Source organism: Vibrio sp. OPT20 (assembly GCF_963889365.1).
Classification (GTDB): Bacteria; Pseudomonadota; Gammaproteobacteria; order Enterobacterales; family Vibrionaceae; genus Vibrio; species Vibrio splendidus.
This window is the reverse complement of the sequence record NZ_CAWPOA010000080.1, coordinates 1-225: the sequence shown is the minus strand read 5'-3', so window position 1 is coordinate 225 and position 225 is coordinate 1. Positions and strand designations below refer to the sequence as shown.

The window sequence follows — 225 nt, the reverse complement described above, 5'->3', positions numbered from 1 at the left end:
TATTGTGTTTCACTTCTGAGTTCGGCATGGAATCAGGTGGGTCCACAATGCTATGGTCGCCAAGCAAATTTTAAAATTCGGAAAACTGATTTAAAAGTTATTTCTCTTCAAACTCATTCAAGGTCTGGTACATCTGAGTCCACAAAACCCCTTGGGTGTTGTATGGTTAAGCCTCACGGGCAATTAGTACAGGTTAGCTCAATGCCTCGCAGCACTTACACACCC

1 rRNA gene is annotated in these 225 nt (G+C 43.1%); it reads right to left on the bottom strand.

Going from position 1 to position 225, the window contains the following annotated elements:
* Positions 1-64, bottom strand: a 5S ribosomal RNA gene (gene rrf / locus AACR09_RS18695); the annotation flags it as partial.
* Between the last annotated feature and the right edge of the window lie 161 nt (positions 65-225).